Annotated in this window: 23 protein-coding genes; 11 read left to right on the plus strand and 12 right to left on the minus strand. The window is 61.5% G+C overall.

From position 1 onward, the window contains the following. Positions 1-359 precede the first annotated feature (359 nt). Positions 360-1,052 carry a hypothetical protein gene (locus QZ650_RS04350; protein ID WP_292521554.1) on the plus strand — a complete coding sequence of 231 codons (693 nt, stop codon included), beginning with the start codon at positions 360-362 and terminating at the stop codon, positions 1,050-1,052. Positions 1,053-1,156: 104 nt separating this feature from the next. Here QZ650_RS04350 and QZ650_RS04355 read toward each other — a convergent pair whose 3' ends face one another. Together QZ650_RS04355 and QZ650_RS11855 are read right to left on the minus strand one after the other, a co-directional pair. Beyond that, positions 1,157-1,930: a winged helix-turn-helix transcriptional regulator gene (locus QZ650_RS04355; protein WP_292521552.1), complete on the minus strand. Its 774-nt coding sequence runs from the start codon at positions 1,928-1,930 to the stop codon at positions 1,157-1,159. Positions 1,931-2,013: 83 nt separating this feature from the next. Beyond that, complete coding sequence (locus QZ650_RS11855; protein WP_292527403.1) at positions 2,014-2,529, minus strand: pre-peptidase C-terminal domain-containing protein; 516 nt, start codon at positions 2,527-2,529, stop codon at positions 2,014-2,016. Between the two features lie 394 nt (positions 2,530-2,923). Between QZ650_RS11855 and QZ650_RS04360 the strand changes: the two genes are divergently transcribed. Continuing rightward, on the plus strand, positions 2,924-4,243 hold the full coding sequence (locus QZ650_RS04360) for an MFS transporter (protein ID WP_292521550.1): 1,320 nt from the start codon (positions 2,924-2,926) through the stop codon (positions 4,241-4,243). Between the two features lie 6 nt (positions 4,244-4,249). Here QZ650_RS04360 and QZ650_RS04365 read toward each other — a convergent pair whose 3' ends face one another. Next, complete coding sequence (locus QZ650_RS04365) at positions 4,250-6,529, minus strand: Orn/Lys/Arg decarboxylase N-terminal domain-containing protein (protein WP_292521548.1); 2,280 nt, start codon at positions 6,527-6,529, stop codon at positions 4,250-4,252. A 69-nt stretch (positions 6,530-6,598) separates the two neighbouring features. Then, positions 6,599-7,447 (minus strand): GNAT family N-acetyltransferase, encoded by an 849-nt coding sequence (locus tag QZ650_RS04370; RefSeq protein WP_292521545.1) that lies wholly within the window; start codon positions 7,445-7,447, stop codon positions 6,599-6,601. Positions 7,448-7,657: 210 nt separating this feature from the next. Here QZ650_RS04370 and QZ650_RS04375 point away from each other — a divergent pair, with 210 nt between their 5' ends. The 6 genes from QZ650_RS04375 (at position 7,658) to glgP (ending at position 18,552) form a co-directional block, all read left to right on the plus strand. Next, positions 7,658-9,109: an alpha-amylase gene (locus tag QZ650_RS04375; RefSeq protein WP_292521543.1), complete on the plus strand. Its 1,452-nt coding sequence runs from the start codon at positions 7,658-7,660 to the stop codon at positions 9,107-9,109. Further along, positions 9,091-10,245, plus strand: coding sequence for a glycosyltransferase family 4 protein (locus QZ650_RS04380; protein WP_292521540.1), 1,155 nt, complete (start codon positions 9,091-9,093; stop codon positions 10,243-10,245). The genes QZ650_RS04375 and QZ650_RS04380 overlap by 19 nt, the downstream gene beginning before the upstream one ends. 21 nt (positions 10,246-10,266) lie before the next feature. Further along, entirely contained in the window at positions 10,267-12,198 is a 1,932-nt protein-coding gene (gene glgB, locus QZ650_RS04385; RefSeq protein ID WP_292521538.1) for a 1,4-alpha-glucan branching protein GlgB, read from the plus strand. Continuing rightward, positions 12,195-14,591: a DUF3536 domain-containing protein gene (locus tag QZ650_RS04390; protein WP_292521536.1), complete on the plus strand. Its 2,397-nt coding sequence runs from the start codon at positions 12,195-12,197 to the stop codon at positions 14,589-14,591. The genes glgB and QZ650_RS04390 overlap by 4 nt, the downstream gene beginning before the upstream one ends. Positions 14,592-14,604: 13 nt before the next feature. After that, positions 14,605-16,101: a 4-alpha-glucanotransferase gene (gene malQ / locus QZ650_RS04395; RefSeq protein WP_292521534.1), complete on the plus strand. Its 1,497-nt coding sequence runs from the start codon at positions 14,605-14,607 to the stop codon at positions 16,099-16,101. A gap of 216 nt (positions 16,102-16,317) precedes the next feature. Beyond that, positions 16,318-18,552, plus strand: coding sequence for an alpha-glucan family phosphorylase (gene glgP / locus QZ650_RS04400; protein WP_292521532.1), 2,235 nt, complete (start codon positions 16,318-16,320; stop codon positions 18,550-18,552). A 56-nt stretch (positions 18,553-18,608) separates the two neighbouring features. Here glgP and QZ650_RS04405 read toward each other — a convergent pair whose 3' ends face one another. After that, positions 18,609-18,950 carry a hypothetical protein gene (locus tag QZ650_RS04405; RefSeq protein ID WP_292521531.1) on the minus strand — a complete coding sequence of 114 codons (342 nt, stop codon included), beginning with the start codon at positions 18,948-18,950 and terminating at the stop codon, positions 18,609-18,611. 443 nt (positions 18,951-19,393) lie between these two features. Between QZ650_RS04405 and QZ650_RS04410 the strand changes: the two genes are divergently transcribed. Beyond that, positions 19,394-19,972, plus strand: coding sequence for a DUF2121 domain-containing protein (locus QZ650_RS04410; RefSeq protein WP_292521529.1), 579 nt, complete (start codon positions 19,394-19,396; stop codon positions 19,970-19,972). A 98-nt stretch (positions 19,973-20,070) separates the two neighbouring features. Here QZ650_RS04410 and eif1A read toward each other — a convergent pair whose 3' ends face one another. Further along, positions 20,071-20,388 carry a translation initiation factor eIF-1A gene (gene eif1A, locus QZ650_RS04415; RefSeq protein WP_292521667.1) on the minus strand — a complete coding sequence of 106 codons (318 nt, stop codon included), beginning with the start codon at positions 20,386-20,388 and terminating at the stop codon, positions 20,071-20,073. A 519-nt stretch (positions 20,389-20,907) separates the two neighbouring features. On the opposite strand from eif1A, the gene QZ650_RS04420 reads away from it, so the two are divergent. Then, on the plus strand, positions 20,908-21,168 hold the full coding sequence (locus tag QZ650_RS04420; RefSeq protein WP_292521527.1) for an RNA-binding protein: 261 nt from the start codon (positions 20,908-20,910) through the stop codon (positions 21,166-21,168). Positions 21,169-21,381: 213 nt separating this feature from the next. On the opposite strand, the gene QZ650_RS04425 is transcribed toward QZ650_RS04420, so the two are convergent. The 5 genes from QZ650_RS04425 to QZ650_RS04445 are packed head-to-tail and all read right to left on the minus strand — an operon-like array spanning position 21,382 to position 23,993. Further along, the gene (locus QZ650_RS04425) at positions 21,382-21,657 is read right to left on the minus strand and encodes an NAC family transcription factor (RefSeq protein ID WP_292521525.1); all 276 of its coding nucleotides are present in this window, start codon (positions 21,655-21,657) and stop codon (positions 21,382-21,384) included. Between the two features lie 4 nt (positions 21,658-21,661). Beyond that, positions 21,662-21,997 (minus strand): cupin domain-containing protein, encoded by a 336-nt coding sequence (locus QZ650_RS04430; protein WP_292521523.1) that lies wholly within the window; start codon positions 21,995-21,997, stop codon positions 21,662-21,664. A gap of 48 nt (positions 21,998-22,045) precedes the next feature. Then, entirely contained in the window at positions 22,046-22,819 is a 774-nt protein-coding gene (locus QZ650_RS04435) for a 4Fe-4S binding protein (RefSeq protein WP_292521521.1), read from the minus strand. A 16-nt stretch (positions 22,820-22,835) separates the two neighbouring features. Then, positions 22,836-23,174 carry a cupin domain-containing protein gene (locus QZ650_RS04440; protein ID WP_292521519.1) on the minus strand — a complete coding sequence of 113 codons (339 nt, stop codon included), beginning with the start codon at positions 23,172-23,174 and terminating at the stop codon, positions 22,836-22,838. A gap of 39 nt (positions 23,175-23,213) precedes the next feature. Then, positions 23,214-23,993 carry a DUF2115 domain-containing protein gene (locus tag QZ650_RS04445; protein ID WP_292521517.1) on the minus strand — a complete coding sequence of 260 codons (780 nt, stop codon included), beginning with the start codon at positions 23,991-23,993 and terminating at the stop codon, positions 23,214-23,216. 77 nt (positions 23,994-24,070) lie between these two features. Here QZ650_RS04445 and QZ650_RS04450 point away from each other — a divergent pair, with 77 nt between their 5' ends. Further along, the gene (locus QZ650_RS04450; RefSeq protein ID WP_292521515.1) at positions 24,071-24,868 is read left to right on the plus strand and encodes a TrmB family transcriptional regulator; all 798 of its coding nucleotides are present in this window, start codon (positions 24,071-24,073) and stop codon (positions 24,866-24,868) included. A gap of 54 nt (positions 24,869-24,922) precedes the next feature. Here the strand turns inward: QZ650_RS04450 and QZ650_RS04455 are convergent. After that, positions 24,923-25,141: hypothetical protein (locus QZ650_RS04455; protein ID WP_292522467.1), on the minus strand; the 219-nt coding region annotated here is incomplete at its 5' end.

Raw genomic sequence — 25,141 nt, forward strand, 5'->3', positions numbered from 1 at the left:
CGCGGTTTTGCGAACGCTATTCCAAGCATCCACACAAGGACATGGGCGTCGATCTATTTAGAAATTCTGTCAGATTCATTTACACGTTCGCGGATATTTGCCGAAAGTGAACGGAGAGAACCCTCCCCGGAAGACGAGGGCACAGGAGAGAACCTATTCTCACGGTGGTATATGCCGCATAGGACGCAGCACCCTCTGACCGCCGCACTTGCGCGCGCCCTGCACCCGAAGTACTGGGTTCTGTCGATGGACAGGCAGGCCTGCCGGCCGATTGCATAAACTGTATCAGCCATGAGTGACAGTACCTTCAACCTGTACAAAAACCCGTCGAAACCAGAACGCTCCTGTCCTGAGGTCCCATGAAAAAGAGCCAGATTGTCATCTGGAGCATCCTCATCGCTCTCGTCTTCGTGCATTATTTCTACATGCCCGAGCAGCCCGAGATCACCAAGGGAGAGATGCATATCTCTTTTGACTCCCGGGAGTGCCGACCCGACCTGGTTGACCTCTGGAATACGCTTGTACAGGAGCAGGCGTTTTCGAACGAGTCGGCCGTGCTCATCCAGCTGAACCAGCATATCAACAAAGACGGAACAGTGCAGTGCACCGAACTCCACTGGATCGGCTACGTAGACGGGGAGGAGCACGCGTACGAGGTATATGTCCACCAGAGCGGCAACATATATTATAACGACCAGATATTTGACTTCCCCATACAGGGGGTACATCCCCTCGCCATATTACGCGAGGTCGACAGGATCGAGTTTGACGATCTTATTCACGGAGAATACAACATAACGCTCACGACGTTCAAACACGACGGTCCAATGACCTACAACAGAACCAACGGCGACCTGTACGCCTTCGCGGACGGATCACTCCGTTCCCTGAGGGAGGCCACGTTCTCTTCCGAAGCATCCCGGCATATGATCGAGATCTTCCCGGAGATCGGGCAGTCGGGCGAGATTACGACCGCAGAGAGCATATCGGATCGCATCATCCTCTTCCCCGAACAGGAGATCGCCCGGGCCGACTCCGTCGTCCACGCATGACGTGCAGGCGGCGCCCGGAGACTCTGAACGCATCCTCGATAAGCCACAGGGTGATCCGGGAAAAAGGGCAAACGGTGTAGTTATGGAGAACTGCCGAACGGCAATCAGATACCGGTACCGGACACACGCCCCCCGGGGATCGCAGGCTTCCACGATCCGTGGGCTTGTACATACTCTTTCGCATCGGCGCAGAGATAGTAGCGTACGAACCGTCCTTTCTTCTCGTCTCTGACAATACTGTCCCGGAGCAGCGGTTTCATATGCCAGGTGACGTTCGCGCCCGACATCATGAGCCGGGACGCGATCTCTTTTCTCGTGCTTCCCGGATGTTGCAAAACGATATTGAGTATCCGACTCTTTGACTGCTCGTTGAGATATCCCGCCACCTTTCGTTCCAGATCGGGACAGGCGCCCGTGTCGGCGTAATATCTCATACCACTGCAGTTCGGCTCGGGGACGACCGTTCCCATCCTGCATAACATCTCTACGTGGTAGCGGAGGGTTCCGATATTCATCTCGAGCAACCGGGAGAGAGATCTTGTATTTATCCCCGGATTATCGCGTATGCACAGGTACGCTGCATTCCGGGTTTCGTTCTCAAGGACGTTATTTTGCAGGACCCTCTTATGGCCGAAATGCAGCCATGCGAGTAGCGAGAATACAAGCTGCATCGGGACAAAGAGCACCGGAACGAATATGGATACGAGTCCGAGAATAACAATATCCAGGGGGATATTCCAGACGTACACCGGCATCGGATCCAAAGGCACCCTCTCCGGATATGCGTCCTGAACGATAGTAGCACATGCGGCAGACGGCAGCAGTGCGAGGCAGAGGATGGCCAGAGCGATTCCGGCAATCCGCACTCGCACGACCATGGATTTATATAAAATCGGTGTCAATAAAAAGATTTGGTTTGGTAGGTGTTCGGCTTTGTTGAAAGCGTGTGAGAGGTAATCATTTAAGCATAAGCATTGCAATTCAAAATATACGGAATGGTTTCTGTCACACTCTCTCCATACACTTCAATTCTCCAGGTACCTGATGCAGGGCTGCTTATATCTACGCGGATCCGTCCATCCAGACGTCCGCCATAATTGTCATGGTACGAACCATACAGGCCCCCATCCGGTCTGTAGATCTCCAATTCCAGGGAGTGGTCCGGGGTAAACCAGTTTAAGTCGACATTCAGTAAGGACATACCGGCTGGTACATTGAGCAGATGAGTATCAGTCTCCCCCTGTGTGATCGTAAAATACTCACGGGTTCCGTACCCGTCCGCCTGCGAGAGAAGTCCCGCGACTCCGTCATTTTCGTTTCCGATACCTGTAGCTGAAACCACCGGCACGATGAAGGCGACGACGGCCAGAAGCCTATAATGCGACTGATCTTCATCAGAATCTACCGATGAGACATCAGTAGACCTCCGTATAAAAATTCTGTCCAATTTCTTTACACGTTTTATATACGCAAGCATTACGTCGATCTCGGCGCGTGAAAGATCGCCCGAGCGTCTCCGGAATAGCACGCAGGATCACGGGCATTCCGCCGAGAACCGTCCACTTCTCACCTTTCTGACGAACAAGCGCAGTGCGGGAGAGGTGTTGCGCGGAATATTAAACCCCACCTCAAGGGGTTTTTCCGAAAAATAACCGTTGAAGCAAGAGATTACTCACGACGGAACCAGGGCTCTTTCTCCAATAAAACCCAGACGTGTAAATAATTTGCATATGTTATCAGTTAGTGTAAAAGAGTACCACTGGCTAACCCGCTCCTCTCCCCTTCATTGTTCTCTCCCGGGCAGGTTCCTGCCCGGCACCGTACCCCCATCAGGTGATCCGGCATCATCCTGACCACCCTGCACTCAGTGCGTGGTCACCCCGTTCATGGGCTCGGCGGTGAACATCGCGCTCCCGTCCATCGCCGCAGAGTTTGCCCTCGACGCCGTATCGCTCAGTCTCGTGGCCTCCTCGTACCTCATCGCGACCGCGATCTTCCTCGTCCCGCTCGGGCGGTGCGCCGACATCTACGGGCGCAAACGGGTCTTCACCCTCGGGATCGCGGTCTTCACTGCATCGGCCCTGCTCTCCGCGCTCGCGACGTCGGGCCCCATGCTCATCGTCTTCCGGTTCCTCGAGGGCATAGGAAGCGCCATGATCTACGGCACCGGGGTCGCCATGATCACGTCGGTCTTCCCTCCCGAGGAGCGGGGGCGGGTGCTCGGGATCAACGTCACCGCCGTCTACGTCGGCCTCTCTATCGGGCCGCTCCTCGGCGGCTACCTCACCGAGTTCCTCACCTGGCGAAGCATCTTCTTAACAAACATCCCCCTCGGCATCTACATCATCTATCAGGTCCGCCGCCACCTTGCCGGGGAGTGGGCCGACGCCTGCGGAGAACGGCTGGACATCGTCGGTTCGGTCTTCTACGGCGCGATGCTTCTTCTCGTGATATACGGATTCTCGCTCCTTCCGGGGCAGGCCGGCGTCGCGGCAATCGTCGCCGGCGTGGCGTTCTTTGCGGTCTTCTACGCATGGGAGACGAGAGTGGAGAGTCCGGTTCTCAACATCGGCCTCCTCGCATCGAACCGGGCATTCGCCTTCTCAAACCTCGCCGCCCTGATCAACTACGGCGCAACGTTTGCCGTCGGGTTCCTCCTCTCCATCTACCTCCAGGTGGTCCGGGGGCTCGACCCCGGTCTCGCGGGTCTCGTCCTGATCACCCAGCCGGTCGTCCAGGCGCTCTTTGCCGCACCGGCCGGAAGGCTCTCCGACCGGGTCGAGCCCCGGTACGTCGCCTCGGCCGGGATGGCACTCACCGCCGCCGGCCTCGCCCTCCTCACGCTTCTCTCCCCGACCACCCCAATGGCCTGGATTGTCGCAAGCCTCGTCCTCCTCGGGTTCGGGTTCGCCCTCTTCTCCTCCCCGAACACGAACGCCGTCATGAGTTCGGTCGACCGGTCCCTCTACGGACTCGCCTCGGGGATGCTCGCCACCATGCGGACGACCGGGATGATGTTCTCGCTCGCCATCGCCACCGTTACGTTTGCCCTCTTCATCGGCAGCACCCAGATCGGGCCGGAGGTTCAGGAGCCGTTCATGACGAGCCTCCGGGTGGCGTTCTCTATCTTCGCCGTCCTCTGCACCGCAGGCATCTTCGCCACCCTCGCCCGCGGCAGGGTGTGGGAGTGACGCCGGTCACTCCCGTACGCAGTAGACGTAGTAGACCCGGCGCCCATCCCTCGCCACGACATCCACCCCGTGCACCTCGTTCTCGAACCCGGGGAAGAGGGTATCGAACTCCTGCGACGCCGTGAGGTAATCGACGATCGCCCGCGTAGCCGGGGTGCACCGCTCCCCCGGCATGATGACCGGGATCCCGGGCGGGTAGGGGACGACCATCGCCGCGACTGTCTTCCCCTCGATGTCGCTCGCGGGCACCGGCGCCACCTCCCCGCGCACCAGGCGGCGGTATGCCTCCGCCGGGGTTATGGCCGGCTCAGGCAGCGTCGCGTAGACGTTCCTGAGCGTGTCGGCGATCGACTTGTCACGCAGGTAGCCGTGCATCTCCTGGCAGAGGTCGCGGAGTCCACGCCCGGCATACCGGGCGGGGTGCTGGCGCACGAGATCGGGGAAGACCTCCTCGATGGGGCTGTTCCCGTCGTAAAGGGCCTTGAACCGGAAGAGCTCTGCGAGCAGCGTCCCGGACTTGCCCTTGGTGATCCCGAGCGTGAAGAGGATCAGGAACGAGTAGTATCCGGTCTTCTCGACGACGATCCCGCTCTCCCTGAGATACTTCGTGACGATGCTCGCCGGTATCCCCCGGTCCTCCATGCTCCCGCCCGGCCGGATCCCCGGAGTGAGGATCGTCACCTTAATCGGGTCGAGCATGGCGTAACCCTCCTCGATGCCGTCAAAGCCGTGCCAGGTATCGTGGGGATTTAAGAGCCAGCAGCCTGCCTCCTCCCGGAGGAGCCTGTCATCCGCCTCCTGGTCCATGATGCAGTCGGGCTGCCAGACGGTGAACCACCAGTAGTCCTCCTCAGGAAAGGGACCCCGCTGGATCTCTTCGGCCACCGTCACCATCTTCTTTCTAAAGACGATCGCCTCCTCGATCGCCTCTTCGACAAGGAACTTTCCTGAGTGCCCGGCCATCATCTTGGTGGCGACGTCAAGCGACGCTATGATGGTGTACTGGGGTGAGGTGGAGGTGAGCATCATGAACGCCTCGTTGAACCGCGGGTGGTCGACCGATCCCCGGCCCTGCTTGAAATGGAGCATCGAGCCCTGCGAGAAGGCGGCGAGGACCTTATGGGTCGACTGGGTGGCAAAGACTGTCGGCCCAACCCTATCCGCTGTATGCATCCCAAAGCGCCCCGCATAGAGGGGGTGGAACCGCGCGTAGCCGAACCATGCCTCGTCGAATTGGAGGTACGGGACCACATCCCAGAGATGCTCCTCGATCCTCTCTGCGTTGTAGCAGATCCCATCGTACGTGGAGTTCGTGATCACGGCCATCCTGATCGCCTGCGACGCGGGGTCCTCGATGAGCGGGCAGTCCCGGACCTTCGCCGCGATGACCGCAGGAAGGAACTCGCGGCTGTGTATGGGTCCGATGATCCCGTACTCGTTTCGGGCCGGTATGAGGTAGACGGGGACGGCACCGGTCATGATGATAGCGTGCATCACGGATGCATGACAGTTCCGGTCGACGAGGACGACGTCGCCGGGGGTGACGGTCGCAAGCCAGACGATCTTGTTTGCGGCCGATGTCCCGCCAGTGACGAAGTAGGTCCGGTCGGCCCCGAAGACCTCTGCGGCTCTCCGTTCTGCCTCGCCGACGACGCCCGAGTGATCAAGAAGCGAACCGAGTTCCGGCACCGAGGCCGAGAGGTCGGCCCTGAGAGCGTTCTCGCCAAAGAAGTTGTAGAATATCCGGCCTGCGGCGCTCTTGAGGAACGCGACGCCTCCCATATGCCCCGGGGTATGCCACGAGTAGCGGTACTCCTCGACGTAGTCCATCAGCCCCTGGAAGAACGGGGGGAGGATGTCGGTGAGATAGTTCGTTGCCGCTCGTTTGATGTGGCCGGCGATGAAGCCGGGCGTGTCCTCAAGCTTCCAGATGTAGCCGTCGATCCGGGATATGACGGAGAGTGGAATGGCGGAGATCGCCAGTTTCTCGGTATTCAAGAATATCGGGACCTTCGGGTTCCTCTCCCTGATGAGGGTGATGACGTCCGCAGCGGTAAGCGTGCCGTCCGCGGCCTCCGGGGTGAGTTCCCAGTCGATGATGATGCAGCTTGCGTGAGGGTGCGAGAGGAAGGCGTGGACCCCGTCGCGGGCGGTCAGGGCCTCAATGACGGAGAAGTTGTCACTCTTTAGTTCTTTTACAATCTCCCGCGACGCACGGCCTTCAGCGGTATCCGAGTGCAGTTCGTCGTCGATGATGAGAACGGGAAACTCCTCCAGGTAGTCCATGCGGCCACATCCTGGAGAATGATCGGGGGACGTCTCTTTAGAATGTTGCGGTCCGGCAGGAGAAGGCGGTCACCCGAGTTCGAACGACGTCACGCCGAAGATCTCGTCCATAGGGAGGTCGGGGATCGCTTTCGTGTAGATCCGTGCCGTCTCAAAGACGGGGACCATCCCGTGCCGGCGGGCAAGCGCCACGGCGGCGGCGTTCGGCTCCGGCGTGTCGAGGTAGACCGGCTCCCCCGGCGCCTCTGCCGAGAGCGAAAGAAAGATCTCCTCCGCGATGGCCGGAGTATCCGCAAAGAGCGGCCCGATCTTATGGCCGTGGCGGCATCTCCGGATGACGCCGTATCCTGTGATCTCTCCGTCGTCCGCGAGAACGGCCCGGCCCCGGGTTCCTTCCTGCCAGATCCAGGCTTCGAGGAACCTGGGGCGCGGTGCCGGGAAGTGCCGGGTATCGTATGCGGCGAGCTGGTCGAATGCTACCTCGCCGAGGTCAACCGGCCCCTCCGGTTCGCTCTCGTCTCCGGTGCCCTCGAATCTGATGTTTCTGTAGGCAAGAGTGAACCCGGACCGCGTCCGGTACTTCTCCTGCATCGCGACGACACCGTCGCCCCCGATGTTCCTGCCGGAGGCATGGTTCATCCCGGCGGCGAACAGTCTGCTCCCGTAGCCCCTGTTCCGGTATTCGGGCTTCATGATATACAGGCCGGCGAAGGCAAAGGCTTCAGTGTAGTTGACGACCGAGACCGAACCTATCGGCTCGCCGTCGAGTTCGGCGATGAAGAACCCTTCAGGATCGGCGGCATAGAAGGCCTCCGCATCGTAAACTCCCGGGTTCCACCCCTCCTGCTCCGCCCAGCCGACGGCGACCGCGACCTCCTCCCGGCTCATCGTCCTTATGACAAACCCTTCTCTGCTCACGCTGTTCCTCGTTATGCGGTAGGTGCTCCTCCCATTTGATGATATCCGGGATAAAGTGGGGAGGATCTTGTATCCGGAGAAGTAACCCTGGATTTGCCTCAAAGGCGGCATTCATCGCCCTTCAGGTTATCGGGGCCTGGAAGAAGGCAAAAGCTCGGGAGATAATCCGGGCTGACGACATTTATATACGGAAACCGCCATCTACCACCGATGACGGGCGAGGGCTTAAATCCACCGAAGGCCTGTCTGGGATTTGATATTCATTATCCCTGCTATCTCAATCCCGGGTTTCAGCCTGACGTGGTAAAGGGGAAGAGGAACGCGAAAGAGAGTTACTTTAACCCGAACGCGAAGGAGGACCTGGGCAGGGTCATTGACCGCTCCTTTCGGCCGACGACGGAACTCCTTCTCGAACTTCTCGATGACGGGTTTACGTGCGCTTTTGCTATCTCCGGAACGGTGGTTGAGCACCTCGGGCAGTGGTACCCGGAGATGCTCGAACTCTTCTCCCGGGCGGCAACCCACCGAAACGCCGAACTCCTCGCCCAGACCTACTACCACAGCGTCGCCGGGCAGTTTGCCGATCTGCAAGAGTTTGCAGACGAGATCCTCATGCACCGTGACCTCATGAAGGAGCAGTTCTCGGCCGCGCCGACAACGTTTGCGCATACCGACTACCCCATCACCCCAGCCACCGCAGAGGCGCTTACCAGAGCCGGGATCCGGGCGGCCATCATCGAGGGGGGAGAGGGGCCTGCTCTCGAGAAGGACCCGAACCATACCTACACCTATCAGGGTCTCTCTGTCCTCGTCACCCACTGCGACCTCTCTGATGACATTGCCGTGCGGTTTCCGTGGCGGGGATGGGACAAGTGGCCGCTCATGGCCGACCAGTACGCCGGGTGGCTCTCCGTATCCCCTGGCGACTGCATCACGCTCTTCCTCGACTACCGCATATTCGGAGACGTCATCGGCCAGGAGACCGGCATCCTCGAGTTCCTGCGTGCCCTCCCCTCTGCCCTCGCCGCGGAGGGGATCGAGACCGTACGCCCGTCGGAGGCTGCCCGGCTTCCACCGCGCGGGGATATCGGGGAGACCCCCGGGCCAGGTCCGGAGAGCCTGCAGAGGACCATCCTGCAGCAGTCAGCCCTTGAGGCGCTCGAGGAGGCCGAAAACCTGGTTGCCGACGGAGGAGTCTGGCGCTGCCTCCTCGATACCGATCACATCCGGCGGATGGCCATGCGCTCAACCTCGTGCGGACGACCCCTCCACGCCGTCAGCCACCAGGCGACTTACGACTACTTCGCCTCATTCATGAGGGTTCTCTCCCACGCAGAGGAGCGGTCTGCGGCCAGTGCACGGTCGCCGAAAGCCGCGCTCTCGCTCCGGTGCGTCCCTCCCGATAAAGCATTCTACTTCTCGTCGTACGACAGGCCTGCCGGATACGCCGCCCACAGCCTGCAGGAACTCGCAAACATGCTCGAGTTTGCACCAGACGACGTCATCCGCTATCACGTGGAGCGGGAGGACTTTTACCGCTGGATCGACCAGGCTATCGGTGATACCAGACTGGCGGAGAAGATCCGGGACCGCTCCGACCGCGCCGAACTCCGATCAACAATTCAGAAGAGGATCGACAAACTATGGAAGCGCTTAAGATAGCGTTCTTCTGCTGGGAGTCGCTCCACTCCACGTTCAAGGTGGGCGGCCTTGCGCCAGCGGCGACTCACCTTGCCGAGCACCTTGCCCGGAGAGGGCACGAGGTCCACTTCTTCACGCGGGGAGAGCCCGGGGACGCGGTGATCGAGAACGTCCACTACCATTACTGCCTGCCGTTCGGCGACAACATCCTCGAGTACTGCAGGACCATGAGCAGCATGCTCGTGGACGCCTTCCGCGCTTACGATACCCCGCCGTTTGAGATTCTTCACTTCCACGACTGGCACCTCGTCGAGGCTATGCACACCCTCCGCGACCGAAACACCGTCCTCTCCTTCCACTCAACCGAATACGGGCGGCACGGGGGGAATTTCGGCGGCTGGTGGGAGTTTCAGGAGATCTCGGGCAAGGAGTGGTACGGGGCCTACATCGCAACGGCGGTCACGACTGTCTCGAACTCGACGAAGACCGAGGCGATGTGGCTCTACAACGTCCCGGAGTGGAAGATCACCGTCATCCCGAACGGGGTTGACCCCGATGCCTTCTGTATCCGGCTCGACCCTGGCGAGGTGAAGAAACGCTACGGCATCCATCCCCTTGCGCCTGTAGTCCTCTTCGTCGGGCGTCTCACCTACCAGAAGGGGCCCGACCTCCTGGTCCAGGCCATACCCCAGATCCTGGCCAAGCGCTGGGACGTCCAGTTCCTCTTTGCCGGCACCGGGGATATGCGCGGCTACCTGGAGGGGATGGCACACGGTCTTCCCGTGCAGTTCCTCGGCTACGTCTCCGACGCGGATCACCTCCAGCTCCTGAACGCCTGCGACCTTGTCGTCATACCGAGCAGGAACGAACCCTTCGGGCTTGTCCTCACGGAGGCCTGGAGTGCAGAGCGCTGCGTCGTCGCGACAGATGTCGGGGGGCTTGCCGAGAATATTGATAACTTCGCAAACGGCATCAAGGTCCCTGTCCGCCCGGACTCGATCGCCTGGGGGGTATGCCATCTCATCGACGACCCGGCCTACATGCAGAGGCTCGGGAGGGCCGGGCGCAGGAAGGTGATGGAGAGGTTCAGGTGGGATGTCGTCACGGAGAGGATGCTCGGGGTCTACCGGAACGTTCTCTCCGGCGTCCTGCGATAGACCTATCAGGAGGATACCGCCATGCAGCAGGTGTTACCGGAGATCACAAAGACCGGGAGCCTCATCACCGACTACGACGTCTACCTCTTCCGGCAGGGGAACCACTCCCGCCTGTACGAGAAGCTGGGATCGCACCCCGCCGTCGCTAACGGTGTACAGGGGACGTTCTTTTCGGTCTGGGCGCCGAATGCGGCGGAGGTCTCGGTCATCGGGGATTTTAACCGCTGGAAGGCCGGCCGGCATCCGCTCTCGATCCGGAACGACGACTCTGGCATATGGGAAGGGTTCATCCCCGATATCGGCCACGGAGCGCTCTACAAATACCACATCAAGAGCCGGTACAACAACTACCAGGTGGAGAAGGGCGACCCGTTCGCGTATTTCTGGGAGGTTCCGCCAAAGACCGCATCCATCGTCTGGGATCTTGACTACACCTGGCGCGACCGGGCGTGGATGCGGTGCCGCGAGGAGGATAACACCCCGAACTCCCCCATATCCATCTACGAGGTGCATCCCGGTTCATGGCGGAAGGTGCCCGAAGAGGAGAACCGGTCCTTAAACTACCGGGAACTCGCGACCGGGCTTGCCGAGTATCTCCTTGAGACCGGATTTACCCACGTCGAGTTCCTCCCCGTCATGGAGCACCCGTTCTACGCCTCCTGGGGCTACCAGACGCTCGGTTACTTCGCGCCCACCAGCAGGTACGGCACCCCGGAGGACTTCATGCACCTTGTCGACTACCTGCACCAGCGCGGGATCGGGGTGTTCCTCGACTGGGTGCCGTCCCATTTCCCCGCCGACGGCTACGGCCTCTCCTATTTCGACGGCACGCACCTCTACGAGCATGCCCTCCCCGGCCAGCGCTACCACCCGGAGTGGAAGAGTTACATCTTCAACCTCGGAAGAAACGAGGTTCGGTCGTTCCTTATGAGCAGCGCCGTATTCTGGCTGGAACGCTACCACGCGGACGGTCTGCGGGTGGACGCGGTCTCCTCGATGCTCTACCTGGACTACGCGCGGAGTGCCGGAGAATGGATACCGAACGTCTACGGCGGGAGGGAGAACCTCGAGGCGATAGCCTTCCTCCGGAAGGTGAACGATACGGTCCACGCTAAATTCCCGGATGTGCTCGTCATCGCCGAGGAAGCGACCTCCTGGCCGGGAGTGACCGCCCCGACCGCGACGGGGGGGCTCGGGTTCGACCTGAAATGGAATATGGGCTGGATGCACGATACCCTGGACTACTTCGTGCTTGACCCGGTTTTCCGGAAATACCGGCCCGATCTTATCACGTTCAGCATATGGTACGCGTTCCGGGAGCGTTACATCCTTCCCCTCTCGCACGACGAGGTCGTCCACGAGAAGAGTTCGCTCGCCGGAAAGATGCCCGGCGATGAGTGGCGGAAACGGGCGAACCTCCGTCTCCTGTATGGATATATGTTCACGCATCCGGGGAAGAAACTCCTTTTTATGGGCGGGGAGTTCGGGCAGTGGTCGGAGTGGAGCCACGACGCCGGGCTTTCATGGGATCTCCTGCAGTATCCGCCCCACCAGGGGATCCGCCGGTGGGTCACTGACTTAAATCACCTCTACCGGCGGGAGCCCGCTCTCCACGAGCGGGACGCCGACCCGGGAGGATTTGAGTGGGTCGACTTCTCGGACGTCGAGAAGAGCATCGTCAATTACCTGCGTCGGGGGCTCTCGGCCGAAGAGGTTGCCCTCGTCGTCTGCAACTGCACCCCGGTACCGCGCTACGGCTACCGGGTCGGCGTCCCGTTCGGCGGGTTCTGGAAGGAGGTGCTCAACAGCGATGCAGTCGAGTACGGGGGGAGCGGTGTCGGGAACCTCGGGGGGGTGAAGGCGGAGCAGGACCCGGCGCACGGCCGGCCATGGTCCCTCCCGCTCACCCTGCCGCCGCTTGGCGTTGTCATCTTTCTTCCCGAGGGGGCATGACGATGGACCGCGCTGTCTGTATCCACGGCCACTTCTACCAGCCTTCAAGGGAGAACCCCTGGCTCGGGGAGGTCGAGGTCCAGCGGTCCGCCGCACCGCACCACGACTGGAACGAGCGGGTGACCACGGAGTGTTACGCCCCGAACACCGCCGCACGCATCCTTGACGCGGACGGTATGATCGAGGAGACCGTGAACACCTACTCACGGATCAGTTTCACGGCCGCCCCGACCATCCTTGCCTGGCTCGCGCGGCACCGGCCGGCGGTCTACGGCGCGATCATCGAGGCCGACCGGGAGAGCCGGGAGCGCTACGCCAACCACGGCTCCGCGATCGCCTGCTGCTACAACCACATCATCATGCCGCTCGCGACCCGGCGGGATAAGCAGGCCCAGGTCGCGTGGGGTGTCCGCGACTTTGTATCCCGGTTCGACCGGGAGCCCGAAGGGATGTGGCTCCCGGAGACGGCGGTCGATCTCGAGTCCCTGGATATCATGGCGGGGGCGGGGATCCGGTTCACGGTCCTTGCTCCTCACCAGGCGGGAATGGTGCGCCCGATCGGGTCGGATGTCTGGACAGACGTCTCGGGCGGTCGGGCCGAGACAAGGATGCCCTACCTCTGCCGCCTCCCTTCCGGGCGGAGCATCACGATCTTCTTCTACGACGGAGGCATCGCCCGCGACGTTGCGTTCGGCGACCTGCTCTCCGACGGGCGGCGGTTTGCCGGGCGGCTGCTCGGCGCGTTCTCCCGAAACCCTGACCGTCCGGAGCTCGTGCATATCGCGACCGATGGAGAGACCTACGGTCACCACCGCGAGTTCGGGGAGATGGCCCTCGCCTACTGCCTCAAGACCATCGAGGCCCGGCATGAGGCACGCCTTACGGTCTACGGCGAGTATCTTGCCGCTCACCCGCCCACGCACGAGGTCACCGTCCGGGAGGGGACGTCGTGGAGCTGCATCCACGGTCTCGAACGCTGGCGGGGAGAGTGCGGATGCAACTGCGGGACGCATCCAGAGTGGTCGCAGGCATGGCGCGGGCCGCTCAGGGAGGCGGTCATCATGGTCCGGGACGCCCTCGCCCCCCGGGCCGCGGAAGCGCTTGCGCTCCTCGTCCGCGATCCGGCGGAGGCCCGCGACGACGCTGTCGCCCTCGCCCTCGGCCGGTGGTCCGACGAGGCCGCGGCGGCGTTCTTCGCACGGCATGCGCTCCGCGCCCTCTCTCCCCACGAGCAGCGGCGGGTGCTCACGCTCCTTGAGATGGAGCGGCAGACGATGCTGATGCAGACGAGCTGCGGCTGGTTCTTCGACGACATCACGGAGCCGGGGAGCGTCCAGGTGATGCGGCACGCAGGCCGGGCAATGGACCTTGCCCGACAGGCCCTCGACCTCGACCTCGAGCCGGGGTTCATCGGTATCCTCCGCCGCGCTCCGACAAACGATCCGGGGTATGCGACCGGCGCCGCGGTCTACGAGGCCGAGGTCAGGCCGCGAGCATTCGACCTCGTCCGGCTCGGGGCAGGGGCGGCCCTCTATACCCTCTTCGACATCGAGCACCCTGCGACCGCGCCGGGGATGTACGCCTTCCGGGGGGCCTGGCGTTACCGTTCAAACGTCGGGGGTTGCCGCCGCATCCTCGGGACCGTCCGGGTCCGGTCCCGGGCGACGGGCGAGGAGACGCTCCTTGATGCGGCCGCGTTCTTCTCCGGGATGGACCGGATCGTCTTCGGCGTCCGCGAGTCCGGTGGTGAGGAGGCGCTCCGGCCGGTATGGGTGGGGTTGATGGGCCCGGATCCCGCCGGGACAATCTCCGGAACCTTTGACCGGGTCTACACAGCGTCCGACCTCTCCGATGAGGAACGGTGGGCGATCGCCCGCCGGACCGCTCCCGGGCTCGGGCAGGCGATCTGCACGGTCTACCGTGACGCGGCGGCTTTGATTCGAGCGATCGAGGATCTCGGGATCCCTCTGCCGGGAGCAGCCGCCCATCTTCTGGCGCATGCGAAGACCACGCGGCTCCTCGCGATGCTCAATGATGGGTGCCCCGACCCTGACCGGTTCTTCGCGCTCGCGGAAGAGATGAGAGCCCGGAACCTTGCGCCCGACCTCGCGGCCCTCGGGGAGGCGGCGAGCAGGCGGATCACGCTCTCTCTCCGGGCGGCGGAGGACCGCCCGGAGGATCCGGCTCCCTTTGAGGATATCGTCCGTGTCTTTGGGTGCGCAAACGTTTTTGGGCTCTCGTTCACCTTATGGGAGAGCCAGAACATCTTTATCGGGCTGCGCGGGTGCTACGCGGATATGGAGCAGCGTGCCGCCCGGGGCGACGGGGGTGCAGAACGGTGGGCAGGGGCCTTCAGGAGGGCGGCGGCATGCCTCGGGGTGAGGGTTGCGTGAGGAGGATCGGGGCATGAACCGGCGGGGGAGCGGGGTTCTCCTCCACATCACATCCCTGCCGTCGGCGTACGGGATCGGCGATCTCGGACCCGCAGCGCACCGGTTCGTAGACCTCCTGACCGGCGCCGGGCAGCGCTACTGGCAGATCCTTCCCCTCAACCCGACATGCCCGACGTTTGCCAACTCGCCCTACCAGAGCACCTCGGCGTTTGCCGGGAACACCTGGCTTATCAGCCCCGAAGAGATGGTCGCGGACGGCCTCCTCGCCCCGGAGGATATCAGGGACCCGCCTGGATTCCCTGTGGACCGGGTGGACTACCTGATGGTCCTGGACTACAAGAACGGCCTCTTTGATAGGGCGTTTGCGCGGTTCAAAGAGCGCGGTCCGGACTTCCGTTACGAGGAGTTTGCCGCCGAGAACGCCTCCTGGCTCAACGATTACGCCATCTTTGTCGCCCTCAAGGACCTCTTTGACGGAAAGGCCTGGGGCGACTGGCCGGCCGGGATCCGGGACCGGCACGAGGAGGCGCTCAGGAAGCACGGCACCGAGCTTGCCGACCGGATCGTCCGCGAGAAGTTCCTCCAGTACGTCTTCGACCGTCAGTGGAAGGCGCTCAAGAACCATTGCCGCGAGCGCCATCTCCAGATCATCGGGGACATCCCGATCTACCTCACCTACGACAGCGTCGACCTCTGGGCGAACCCTGGCCTCTTCAAACTGGACGGCCTGAAGAAACCGGCTGCCGTCGCGGGGGTGCCTCCCGATATGTACAGCGCGACCGGGCAACTCTGGGGAAACCCGGTCTACAACTGGGATGCGCACCGGGAGCAGGGATTTTCCTGGTGGAAGAGCCGGATCGACCGCACCCTCGCCCTTGTTGACCGGCTGCGCCTCGATCACTTCCGGGGGTTCGTGCAGTTCTGGGAGGTGCCGGCCGGGAGCGCGACCGCGGAGAACGGGCGCTGGGTCGATGCGCCCGGACGGGACCTCTTCACCCTGCTCGCACGGAGCAGGCCGTGCCTCCCTATCATCGCAGAAGACCTCGGCTACATTACCTCCGACGTCCACGGGATGATGACCCATTTCGGGTTCCCGGGAATGAAGATCCTGACTTTCGGCTTCTCCGGCGACGTCGCGCGGAACCCGCACGCGCCCCACAACATCACAAAGGGCTGCGTTGCCTACACCGGAACGCACGACAACAACACCGTCCGGGGCTGGTTCGAGCACGAGGTGCCGGACGACCAGAAGGACATCATATTCCGCTACATCGGGGGCCCGGTGAGCGCCGATCAGGTGCACCGGATCCTCATCCGTCTTGCGATGCTCTCCCCGGCCGATACCGTCATCGTCCCGATGCAGGACATTCTCGGCCTCGGGGAGGAGGCGCGGATGAACCGACCGGGAACGACGGAGGGGAACTGGGAGTGGCGGCTCCGGCCGGAGCAGATGGGGGAGGAGATCCTCCGGGAGTTTCGGGAGGTGACGGGGATCTACGGGAGGGGGTAGGGGTCACGGCAGGACATGCTTGAGCAACTTTTGTGCCCGGGCCCCACACCACTCGCTTCCGGGCACTCCATATGCCCTGGCAACTTCACCGGCCCTCGCCCCGCATAAAGACCTCATCGTTTTTTATTTTTTCTGTTTTCTCAACAATTTACCAAAATAAACAAACATATATAATAATAAATATGGAAAGTACATCCTCAAAAGGGGACAGAATTCATGGATAATCCCATACACGATCCGTTTGCCCACGTCCCGGAACGGCTCTCCGGGCTCGTCGACCTCGCGTACAACCTCTGGTGGAGCTGGAATCCGGAGGCCCGGATCCTCTTCAAGCAGGTGAACCAGCAGGCCTGGAAAGCAAGCGGCCACAACCCGGTTCGGATGCTCCGCGAGATCCCGGCCGGGTTCCTGAACCGTGCGGCGGAGACCCCTGCCTACTGCAACCGCTACGACATCATCATGCGCCGGTTCCAGAAGTACATGAGCGCCACCGGAACCTGGTTCACCGAGGAGTATTCCGGCAATCCTTCGCTCCCTATTGCTTACTTCTCGGCAGAATACGGGCTTCACCACTCGCTCCCCATCTACGCGGGCGGGCTTGGATTCCTCGCCGGCGACCACTTAAAGGAGGCGAGCGACCTCGGTCTCCCGATGGTCGCCGTCGGGTTCCTGTACTCGCAGGGTTATCTCCACCAGCAGATCAGCCCCGACGGCTGGCAGGAGGACGTCACCGAACCGTTCGACCGCGACGCGGCGCCCGTCACCCGGGTGCTGGATGCGAACGGTGACGACCTGGTGGTCCGCGTCCCCCAGATCGACCCGCCCATCTACGTCGCCGTCTGGAAGGTCCAGGTCGGCAGGATCCCGCTCTACCTTCTCGATACCGACCTCCCCTGCAACGACCCTAAAAATCGGGGCATATCATCACGGCTGTACGCGGGCGACCAGGAGCAGCGCCTCCGGCAGGAGATCGTCCTCGGGATCGGCGGCAGAAAAGTCCTCCACGCGCTCGGGATCGAGTATGCGGCGGTACACTTAAACGAAGGCCACCCGGCGTTCGCACTGCTCGAACGGATCCGGGAACGAGTCGAGCGGGGGATGACGTTTGAGGAAGCGCTCGCAGAGGTGCAGGCGACATCCGTCTTCACGACACATACCCCCGTCCCGGCAGGGCATGACGTCTTCCCCGTCGACCTCATCGACCGCTACTTCAAGACCTACTACCCGGCGCTCGGCATCGACCGGACGAGGTTCCTGCAGCTCGGGGTCCACCCGCAGAGCCCCGGCTCGGGCTTCAACATGACCGCATTCGCCCTGCGTGCGTCGACGCACCACAACGGTGTCTCACGCACGAACGGGACCGTCACCCGTGACATGTGGCGGTGCCTGTGGCCGGGGTCTTTGGAGGCGACGGTGCCGATCGACTATGTCACGAACGGCGTCCATGTCTCGACCTGGCTGAACCCCAGGATGAAGAAACTCTACGACCGGCATATCGGGCCGACATCTCCCGAGTGGCTCTCGACTCACGACGACCCGACGGTATGGGAGCTCATCGACGAGATCCCGGATGCCGAACTCTGGCACCTCCACCTCTGGCTGAAGGCGAAACTCCTCAACCGGATCCGGGAGCAGGAGCGGATAAAGTGGGCGACGCACCACGGCGGGGCGCTCAACCCTGCGGCCGAGGGAGCGTTCCTCAACCCCTCTGTCCTGACGATCGGGTTTGCCCGGCGGTTCTCGACCTACAAGAGGGCGCACCTCATTTTTGAGGACCGGGAGCGGTTGAAACGCATCTTAAACAACCCCTGGTATCCTGTCCAGATCATCTTCGCCGGCAAGGCCCACCCGGCCGATAACGAGGGTAAACGGCTGCTTCAGCAGATCTACCGCTACACGCAGCAGCCTGAGTTCGGAGGACGGATCGCGTTCATCGAGGACTACAACGACCAGGTGGCCCGATACCTGGTGCACGGCGTCGACGTCTGGTTGAACAACCCGCTGCCCCCGATGGAAGCAAGCGGCACGAGCGGCATGAAGGCTTCGCTGAATGGGGTGCTGAACCTCTCTATCCTGGACGGCTGGTGGACCGAAGGTTACAACGGCAGAAACGGCTGGGCGTTCGGGGACGAGACGGTTGCCTGCGAAGGGAGGAATTCCGCCGACGCTTCGGCAATCTACGATCTCCTTGAGAAAGAAGTCGTGCCGCTCTATTACAACCGCTCCATCGACGATATCCCCCATGGCTGGGTGAAGATGATGAAGGAGTCGATCAAGAGCAACGGTCCCCGGTTCTCGTCCCGCAGGATGGTGAAGGAGTATGTTGCCCGGTATTACCCGTCTCTCCTGAAGGGGGCCGGGATGGAGTCGTGCCAGACCCCGGCGGTGAAACTCCGGGCGCCTGCCTGGGGACCGCGGGTGCGGCGGAAGGCCGGGGAAGAGGGCGAGTAGACCCCACCTCCCTTCGCCAGTTGCAACAAAGGAGGAGTGAGGCCGGGATCCGCGGCCTACGCCGAGCGCTTTACACCTGCTGAAGCCTGCCGGCTTTTTCGCGAGACTCGCCGCCGGGTCGTCCTGGATCCCGCCTGAAGCCCCCGCTCTTTGTGCGGGGACCTTCCGCCGGCCTGCGCCACACGCTTCCGGGTCTCGTGGGAAGCGGCCTGGAGGCCTCTCGCTGCATGCGGGGCCTTGCCCCCGGCTTTTCCGACCCGCCGCCGTGTCTCGTGGGAAGCGGCCTGGAGACCTCGTGCAGTGTGCGGCGCCATTCCACCAATTCTTGCGACACGTTTCCGGGTCGCTTCGTCTGCGGATGCGAGACCGCGTTTGGTCTTTTTCTTCTCGCCAGTCATTCTATCGCCCCCGGGGGAGATCGTTTGCATACGTTGCAGGATGGTTTCCCTTCGTGCGATTGGTCCGGTCACCCGTGTTCCGGGGAGGGGTGATACCACCGGAATGCTGCCGGACCTCTATGCCTGCACTCACGTTCTGTTTCGTCACATCAGTCAACCCCCGTGATACCGCGCGCATGGCATGGCTATTATAAAAACATTGTTATAATTATGGTGAACTTCCCTGTCCGCGGTTCATTCTGATCATTCCAGGAACACCGGGGCTGGACAGCGACATAGTTGCTGGACGCAACGGCTCTGTCCATATCCTGCCAGGAACGGACTGTACTCTTCAGGGTGGATAGGTGGCCTGCTCCAGTGGAGCATCAACAGATTGATACAGGGTGCGGGTGAGTGGGGTGAGCGCACCATCCCGCTCCATGCCGGGGTTGGAGGTTCACCAAATGACGCTCGTGATTGCATTCATTGGAAAACAGGGCGCTGTTATGGCGGGGGATATGCGGGAGATCGCATTCCAGGGGGACGACTCCTGTATTGAAGAACTGGAACGCGAGCTTTACAGCGGTTCGATCGCGTCCGATAATGACTTACAGGCCCGGGCTGACGAGGTCGGGGTGACAATCCGGGTCCGGAACGACAAGGCCAAGATCTCGCAGCAGGACGGGGTTCTTATCGGCGAGGTGACCGAGACCGAAGGGCCGGTGGTCCGCCGAAAGAGGCTGTACGCTACGGCAGGAAATTATGCGATTGCCGAGATCATTGATTCACGACCACGGATAGTACAGAAGGGCAGGGCAAGCAACTTTGTGGTGCTGGGAAATGAGATCACAAAGCAGATTGCCAATCAATGCATCCGGGGAGGCTGGGAGGGAGGAACAGTCCCGGATGCCATGCGACTCATCATGCTCACCATGCAGATAGCGGCGAGCATGACGGCATCGGTGAGCAGAACATTTGTACTGGTGCATACCGATATCGCAGGCAACCTGGCTGACGCCGTTGACCGGGGTCTCCGGGTATAACCATCACCGGGAGAAAAATCCCGGGTAATCCCCACCTCCGCCCCGGGGCAGGGCCCTGCCCGGGTCGGTATATCAGTTGTGGCGCAAAATCACGAGGATTATTGGCTGAGATAGTTGTGCTTCTTGAGCCAGTCAACCTGGGGTTTGATGTAGCGGTAGATGATATCGCACTTCTCGTCCTGGAAACTCCAGGGAACAACGATCAGGAGATCGCCTTCGCGTATCCAGAGCCGCTTCTTGATCTTGCCCTTGATTCGCCCGGTGCGCGTGACGCCGTCCTCGCAACGAACACGTATGTGGTTTGCCCCGAGCATCAGGTCGGCCCGGCCAAATATTTCCCGATTCCGCTTCTTTGGTAACCGTACTCGTACAATCTCTTCGCTTCCGGTGTTTTGTGATCCTCGTGTATTCGTCAGTTAATCAACTCCGTAACAGGCGGTGACGCAGACTCCGCCTGCATCGTTCCTGGAGGTGTATACCAATGACCCGAGCCACCATTAAAGTATCTATCCCGGGATCACGTCTACAACCCGGGTCTGGTGAAAGGGATCCTGCCGTATGAGAGACCAGCAAGTGCTGATTGGCGGCCGGGGCTGTTCGCCGCTTAAAACATCTCACGGGGATCTGGAGCGAGACAACAGACGTGCTCGCGCCGGCATCAGGCAGCGGGAGAGGTGATGCCGGATGCCGTCTCATCGGTGTGCGCCCGGCACTCCGGATAGCCCTCCCGGCACGATGCCTTCAGTAATCCCGTCGGGTTCAAGATGCGATCTCGTCGTCATTCGGGGTTTTGGATGGTGAATACGGGTTAAAGCAACGCAGGGCTATATGCAGATGCGTTCCCGTATCGGGGGAATCGTCTCCGAGCCGGTGCCCGAAGTTTCCTCCGAAGGGTAATTAAGGTTTGAGCGTATATGAGTGAAGAGGATCTTTGAATGGAAAGCAGCAAGCTGTACGTCGGAAACCTCACCTACTCGGTAAATGAAGAGCAGTTGAAAGAGTTATTTGCCCGGTACGGGACGGTAAATGACGTCAGAGTTATTGAGCGCAAAGGGTTCGGGTTTGTTGAGATGTCCAGCCCAGAAGAGGCTGAGGCGGCAAAAGAAGCCCTGAACAACACCGTATTCGAGGGTCGCACCTTAAAGATCGACGAGGCACGGCCTCCGAGACCGAGAAGCGACTTCCGCCGGTACTGAGTTCAGACCCGGCAGAACAGTATCCCGAATATCACTTTTTTAAAGGTCAGGGTTCGAGAACCCTCGCCTCTGATCGACCCGGCATACGTCCCGGAAGGGCCGGCACGCATCGGACGCATGAGCACCCGGAGGTGCAAGGGCAGGGTTGTACAACTGGCCGGATGAACGGAGTTCAAGACCCCCGGAGCCTGAGTGCCCTCTATCCGGACCCCTTCACTTCGGAACCGCTCTGTACTCCTGCATCAGGGCGTCGCCGTAGGCCTCTCTCTTCTTCGTCGGGATGTAGTTGAATGCCGCGGCTCTCCGGAGGAGTTCTTCGCGGACGGCGGCATCATTCTCCAGGTGCAGGTCCCGGACACCAGCGACGATGAACTCGAGCTGATTGATACCGGTCTCCTTGCCATCCACGAGGACCGTCTTGATCTTGATCGCGTCCGGCCGCACCCCGCCGCAGATGGTGCAGTAATCGCCTTCCTTCTCGTTCGTCACGCTTTCACTCCCGGATCATCGTAAGCGACATCTTGAACCGGGTTACGGCCGAGAGGGCGTGAGGGACGTTTGCCGGGAAGATAATCGTCTCCCCTTCCTTCATCTGGTGCGTGTCGCCCGCGACCCAGACCTCGCACTCACCGTCGAGGATCGTCACGACCGCGTCGTAGGGCGCGGTATGCTCCGAGAGCCCCTCATCCTCGTCGAACGAGAAGAGGGTGATGCTCCCCGAGGGTTTGTTGATGATCATTCTGCTTGCCACGGTCCCGTCCTGGTAGGAGACAAGGTCCGCTAACTGGAGGACTTTCCCCTGTAACTCTGCACGACTCTCTTTAGCCATTGTATACCAACCTCTTCTTTATTCTGATGCTCTTCGCATATACTCTTCTCATTTCCCCCGTCCATACACGAGCGCCCCGTCCACCGGGCAGGCATCCGTGCACCGACCGCAGAGGTAGCACTCCCCGCGACGGTCATCGGGCCTCGCCGCTCCGGTTGGGCATGCCCGTTCGCACTTCCGGCATCCGATGCAGGCGTCCGTCCGCCGGAGCCGGTAGAAGGCCCTTGATGCCGCAGGAGCGAGGAGAGCGCCGTAGGGGCAGATGTACCGGCAGAACGGCCGGTAGACCGTGGCGGAGAGGAGGACGATCGAGAGGAAGACAACGAACGAGATGCTCGCGACCGCGAGGTGGAAGAAATCCGCGAGGCCGATGAGCGCAAGGAGGTTTGCCGAGAGCCCGAGGCCGGCGGCGAGGAAGAGAACGAAGACGCCGGCCCTGACCGTCACCGGGACTCTGCTGTCAGCATTGCCGCGCTTCTTCACCGGCACGAGATACATGAGTTCCTGGACGGCGCCCACCGGGCAGATCTGCCCGCAGGCGATCCGGCCGACTACGAGGGCGAGGGCGATGAAGGCGAGCGTCCCGGTGAGTGCCATGGGAAGCGGCGAGCCGAGTGCCGCCGCATCCCTGAGGACGACGGCCTGCAACTGGTAGGGGAAGACCGGCGTAAAGACCAGGAACCCGAGGAGCGTCGAGACTACGAGGAACGGCATCGCACGCCGGCGGGTGAACCGGCCGAAGCGCCAGAGCCAGACGAGAGCGGCGAAGGCGAGGAGGCCGTAGATGAAGCCCACTGCCTTCGGGATCGACTCAACGACCATTATCTCTTACCGTTCCTTAGAGCAATCTTGTCCCGGTCGTCGGCCGGGGGACCTTCACCACGAGCACCCGGAAGGTGCTGTCGCTCTCGTTTGCCAGGCGGTGCGGTATCTTTGCCGGGCTCTCGACCAGATGGTCTTTTCCGACCTCTGCACGCTCGTCGCCGATCTCGACGATCCCGGTCCCCTCGAGGACGTAGAAGAAGACATCCACCGGGGTTATGTGCTTCTTGAGCGATTCTCCGGGGGCAAGCGTGATCACCACCGCCGTCGCGTGCTCGGTATCGTAGACCTTCCGGGCGTCGACGTTGTGCGGGTTCTTTCCAATCGGTTCCTTTGCTACATCAACAATCTTCATTCCATTCATCTCCGTGTTGTACAGATCCTCTCGTGACTATCAACCTTTGTAATTCGTCCAGTAATTCTCCAGGGATTCCTGCCGCCTCCGCTCGTGGCGGCGGGCCCGCATCTCCGGGAACGTCGGTTCCGTGCTCTGGACCGCCGGGCAGTAAGGGCAGAGGGCGAAAGCCACGTCGTCGGCCATATCCCTGACCGGGCAGAGGTAGGCCCCCTCCCACTCGTCGACGATCTGCCCGCCGGGGAACGGGGTGCCGACCGGATGGGCGGGCTCCCCCAGCACAAACATGGTGAACCCGGAGAGGAGGTACTTCAGGTAGAGGTACTTCGGGTCTTTCTCCCGCGCTTTTGCGGTGCAGGCCTCCGCGACCATGGCGCAGTAGGCGCCGAGTGCCGGGTCCGGCGGATCCTCCATACCTGGATCTTGGCCGTTTCGGGAGAGGAGGATCAGGCGGTGATGCGTCAGAAAGATCTCCTCCCTGACGCTTGATAGAAGGCGATCGCGGTAGTCTTTCGGGAGGGTGGCGACCTTCCGCTCGAACCGGGCGTACATCATCTCCAGGTCGTGCAGGTCGAACGCCTTCATCTCGTCGACGATAACACGGAGGAGGTCTCCCTTTGTCGCTGCCCCCTGCATCCGGCGGCAGGCCGCCCGGATGGCTTCTGCCGATACCGATCCCCCGTACTCTGTCTCCTCCCCGCAGTCTGCGAAGGGGTCGATGATGAAGGAGCAGGCGTTATCTGAGCCGCCTCCGGGTGCATCACGGCCGTCTCTGCCAATGAACCGCAGAATCCGCTCAAGGATCGTCTTTAGCCGCATGGGTGTCACCAGAGTTCTTCAGAATAAGGTGAGGCATGGAGAGGTTTAATCCTGGTGTAACTTTCATAGTAACAACTATGAACGACCTTGTCCGGAACCTGACAACCCTCGGATTGACGGAGTACGAAGCCCGGGTCTACGCGGCTCTTGTCGGGATCGGGGAAGGGAGCGCCCGCCAGATCCACGAAGCGAGCGCCGTCCCGCGCCCGAGGGTCTACGACATCGCCGAAGGGCTTGCCGCACGGGGTTTCGTCACCATTCGGCGGGGGAATCCCCACGTCTACATCCCGGCCGAGCCTGCCGTCGTCATCCGCCACTTAACGAGTACCGTCGATGCCGCGGCGACAGCGGCGGTGCAGGGCCTTGATGCTCTCTCGCTCGATGCCCGGTCGAAGAACTCGCCGATCTGGTACGTGCAGGGGGAGTGGAGCATCCGACGCCACGCGGAGTCGCTTGCCGCGGGCGTAACCCGGGACCTTGTGATCGTCTGCCTGGACTACGGGCAGATCGGGGAGTTCGCCCGGTTGATTGCCGATGCATCAAGGGACCACCCGGTGAGCGTCCTCCTCCCGAATGGGAAGCGCGGGATCACAAATCCGCTTGGAAACGCCTCAGTATACGTCCCGCAGCCCTTCTGCGCCTTTTTCCAGGAGAATATATTTGAGAAGGTCTACTGCGGCCCGATCCCGGTGGATGGATCAGCGTTTCTGCTCGAGTACGTCTTCATCGCCGACGACAGGGTCTGCATGATCGTCTACCAGGAGGACGGGGTGCGTAACGCCGTGGTGATCACCCTCCCGTTCATCACCTGCGTCCAGAGGCAGTTCGTCAACAGGATGATCGCGACTGCGGAGCGGATCGAGGGGCAGGGATGAGGCTCTCCTCCGCGTAGCCCTTACCAGGGCTGGGAGGAATGTGATATCATCCGCTCAGAACTCCTTATAGGGCCCTTCCCCCCGCGAGCGCAGACGCCAGAGGAACACGGCCGCCGCGAGAAACGTGACGTTCACGGCGAGCAGGGGGAGGTTTTCGGGGTCTCCCGCATAGGCGAGGAGGCCTACTACTCCAATTAGTGCTACTGCTGGTGATGGCCAGAAAAACCAAGAAATAATCATCATAAGTGTTCCTATTATCCAATAAGCTAAACC

The organism is Methanoculleus sp., assembly GCF_020696975.1.
Classification (GTDB): domain Archaea; phylum Halobacteriota; class Methanomicrobia; order Methanomicrobiales; family Methanoculleaceae; genus Methanoculleus.